The following is a 3,029-nucleotide window of genomic DNA, read 5'->3' as shown; positions in this document are numbered from 1 at the left end:
CAGCTTGTAGCATAAATATCATAATCCTTGTATGATTTTGGAGTATATGTGCCAGGCTCCAGTGCCATTTTTGCATTAATAAAGCCCTGGGTAAGAGCTATATTTCCTGCTGAAATAGGGAAAATTCCCCTGCCAACGCTTTCAGGATGTTTTTTATCTATTATATATACTTTTCTTAGGCCATCGTCATGTTTTTTGATGGCTTTTTTTAATAGGTCGAGGTTGTTTTTTATAAGCGGTGCCTGAATATTGTCAGTAATAAAGGCGCTTTCTTCCATGTCAGGATATCTTTTTTTGAGAACCTTTAAATCCCTTTCAGCATTGTTAAGTTCTTCTCTGGATGTAGGGATATGCTTGTAATCATTGGCAGCTGCCTGAGCTGTTACACAACAAAAAGAAATAAGTGTGGCCATTATTGCGCACGTAGCAAGAAATTTTTTGGTACTAATTGTATTCATAATAATGTACATTCCTTCATTTAAAGTAAAATATCAAGGATAAGTATATTACCTGAGATGGCTTCCAGTCAAACGATATTAGCTTTGTGTATAAATCGCATAAAAATGTATTTTTTGTATAAAATGGGGACGAAACACCTAAGCCAAGAAAATTAAGCAAAAAAATAAAAATTTTTATAATTAATTGCTGTGTTTGGGATACATAATAGCAATAATAAATTTTTGGATGAAATATTGAATAAAATATAGGTTAATGATATCATGAAAACGATAGGTTAAAAATAATAGGAAAGGAAGATATAAAGAAAATGGGTATTAAACAAAAGTTTTTCATGCTTTCTGGTATAGCAGGTGTAATAATGGCCGTTGTATCTATTATTGGTTATTTTACAGCTTCTACTTCGTTGGAAAAGACTACGGAAGAAGAGATTATAGCTGAAATAGGAAGACAGTCGGCACAGGCTGACGCCTGGCTTAGCGCCAAGGGGCAGATCGTTATCTCCGGTGCAAATGTATTTAAACAGATTCCGGCTGATAGTACAGATGTGATGAAGCGTCATGACTTGGTAGGACAGATTGCCGATGATAAGGAAGTCCTTGATGATATTCATGCAATGGATGACGGCTTCGCTATGGCATGGCATGATGGGGATTTGACTGGACAGGGAGAATGGACTAAGCGTCCATGGTATGTGGATGCAAAAAAGGCAGGTCACATTATTTATACTGATCCATATAAGGATGTCAGCAGCGGAAGTATGGTTGTGACCATTGCCGTTCCTTATGATCGCAAGGGTGCTGTCGGTGGCGTATTTAGTGAAGACGTTAAGATCGATACTCTGGTTGAACAGGCTAAGGCCATTAAATACCGTGGCGAAGGCAAGGGTATGCTGATAAACATTGATAGTGGTATTATTATTGCCTCTGCCAATGAAGAAGAAAACCTGTCTAAAACAGATGATAATCCGATTCTTAAGGCCTTTGCCACCGAGATGAAAAATAATGATAAGGGCTTTTTTGTAACTGATGCTGGTGGCGAAGAAAAGGTAGTTGCTTATGCTACTATTCCTTCTTCTGGTTGGAAGGCCGTAGTATCAGCTCCGACCAGCTTTGTATTCAGTCAGCTTCGTACCATGAAAATCGTTTATGGTATTCTTACTGTTGTTGGTATTTTATTGATCGTATTTGCTTGTTTGAAATTCTCTACCCGCATTGTAAGGGTAGTAGAGCTTTTGGCTGACCGTGTGAATGAAATGTCCAATGGTGTATTGGATCAGCGTCCTCTTCACGTTGATTCAGAGGATGAATTAGGACAGCTTTCTGCCGATGTTAATAACATGAATGAAAATCTGAAAAAGCTTATCGGCGGTGTGAAGAAATCTGCTGAAATGCTGGCAGCTTCCAGTGAGGAATTGACTGCTGGAGCCCATCAGGCAGCTCAGGCAGCTACCAATGTAGCTGAAACGGTTACTGAAGTAGCTGAAGGTATGGAAAAACAACTGCAAAATGTTGATGGTACCAGAGAGAATGTAGATAATGTTTCCACGGATATCGATAACATGACCGCTGAAGCTCAGGAGGTTGCAGCAGATACCGCAGAAACTGCCAATGCAGCTCGTCAGGGCGAGGCGTTGATGAAGCATGCTACTGAACGTATGCAGGGAATTGAGAAATCTGTTCGTCAGTTGGAAGGCGTTGTTCAGAAGCTGGGTGATAATTCCCAGCAGATAGGTCAGATCGTTGAAACTATTGCCAGCATTGCTGATCAAACAAATCTGTTGGCACTGAATGCGGCTATTGAGGCTGCCCGTGCCGGAGATGCCGGACGTGGCTTCTCTGTAGTTGCCGAGGAAGTAAGAAAGCTGGCTGAACAGTCTTCAGCGGCTGCCGAAGAAATCAAGGAGCGTATCAGTTCAGTTCAAAATGACACGACAGCAGCTGTTACCGCTATGCAACAGGGATCTGTTGAGGTTCAGCAGGGAGCTGAGGCTGTGCAGGGTGTAGGCGTACAGTTTACCAAGATTATGGAAATGGTAACAAGCATTGAACAGAAGATGCACTCTATCAGTAAGTCAGCTGCTACCGTTGCTTCTGGTACCGGAAATATCGTAAAGGCTGTTGATAACATTGATGATGTAAGCCGTGTTACCAGTGACCATACGCAGACTATTTCTGCAGCTGCAGAGGAACAGTCAGCGTCCTCCGAGGAAATTGCTTCTGCCTCCCAGGCATTGGCATCCCTTGCAACTGACCTTTCTCAGGAAACTGGCAAGTTTAAAATTTAATTTTTAAATGCAATCCGCATCCATTTATAGTGGGTGCGGATTTTTTGTGCTTGTCGAGGGAATGTCAGCAGTTAAAGAAGAAGGATTTTTCAAATAATATGTCGAAGTAAAAACCAGATTGTATCGATATGTTTATTCATTTACGGATAAAGGAAGGAGGTTCTTTTTATGCAAAGAAAAGTCGTTACGTTGTTGTTGGGGATGGTGTTGCTGCTTTACAGTATCGGGGCACAGGCGGCAGTTCCACCATCAGGTTTGCCTCATTCTCAGGCCACTATCTCCATGA

Annotated in this window: 2 protein-coding genes; one reads left to right on the top strand and one right to left on the bottom strand. The window is 41.3% G+C overall.

The window, feature by feature from the left end; all coding sequences use genetic code 11:
- A partial coding sequence (locus tag K6C05_RS08160) for a hypothetical protein (RefSeq protein ID WP_296733497.1) occupies nucleotides 1-413 on the bottom strand: 413 nt, incomplete at its 3' end.
- 377 nt (nucleotides 414-790) lie between these two features.
- On the opposite strand from K6C05_RS08160, the gene K6C05_RS08155 reads away from it, so the two are divergent.
- On the top strand, nucleotides 791-2,743 hold the full coding sequence (locus K6C05_RS08155) for a methyl-accepting chemotaxis protein (RefSeq protein ID WP_296733495.1): 1,953 nt from the start codon (nucleotides 791-793) through the stop codon (nucleotides 2,741-2,743).
- Nucleotides 2,744-3,029 lie beyond the last annotated feature (286 nt).

The organism is Anaerovibrio sp. (assembly GCF_024697385.1).
Lineage (GTDB): Bacteria > Bacillota > Negativicutes > Selenomonadales > Selenomonadaceae > Anaerovibrio.
Note: the sequence above shows the minus strand (reverse complement) of the source record. Positions and strands in the feature narration are given on the sequence as shown.